The sequence below is a fragment of the Dietzia natronolimnaea genome, assembly GCF_002289575.1.
Lineage (GTDB): Bacteria > Actinomycetota > Actinomycetes > Mycobacteriales > Mycobacteriaceae > Dietzia > Dietzia natronolimnaea_A.
Map to the genome: position 1 here is coordinate 1 of NZ_NTGA01000136.1, position 328 is coordinate 328.

The following is a 328-nucleotide window of genomic DNA, read 5'->3' on the forward strand; positions in this document are numbered from 1 at the left end:
ACCGAGTTACACCACTATATGGGGCACTACTGAACCGCACTGGCTCCGTCGGAGGGTCTTGCTGAATCAAGCGGCCTGAGGTTCGGTCGCCTGTTTGGAACGGTACATCTCCTCGTATTCGACAGGTGGTCGGTAGTCGATCGCCGAGTGCAGTCGCTCGTCGTTGAACCACTTCACCCAGTCCGCGGTCTCGCGTTCGACCTCATTGCGTCCGGTCCACCTGCGTGTGGTTTCTAAGTCGACCAGCTCGGTCTTGTACAGCCCGATCGTGGACTCCATGAGTGCGTTGTCCAGAGCTTATCCGGCTAATCGGGGGCCTGATGGGCCG

The 328-nt window shown here is 59.1% G+C and carries 1 pseudogene; it reads right to left on the bottom strand.

Annotated elements, in window-relative coordinates:
• Window positions 1-66 precede the first annotated feature (66 nt).
• Window positions 67-297 (bottom strand): annotated as a pseudogene (locus tag CEY15_RS18020) (integrase core domain-containing protein); the annotation flags it as partial.
• Window positions 298-328: the final 31 nt, after the last annotated feature.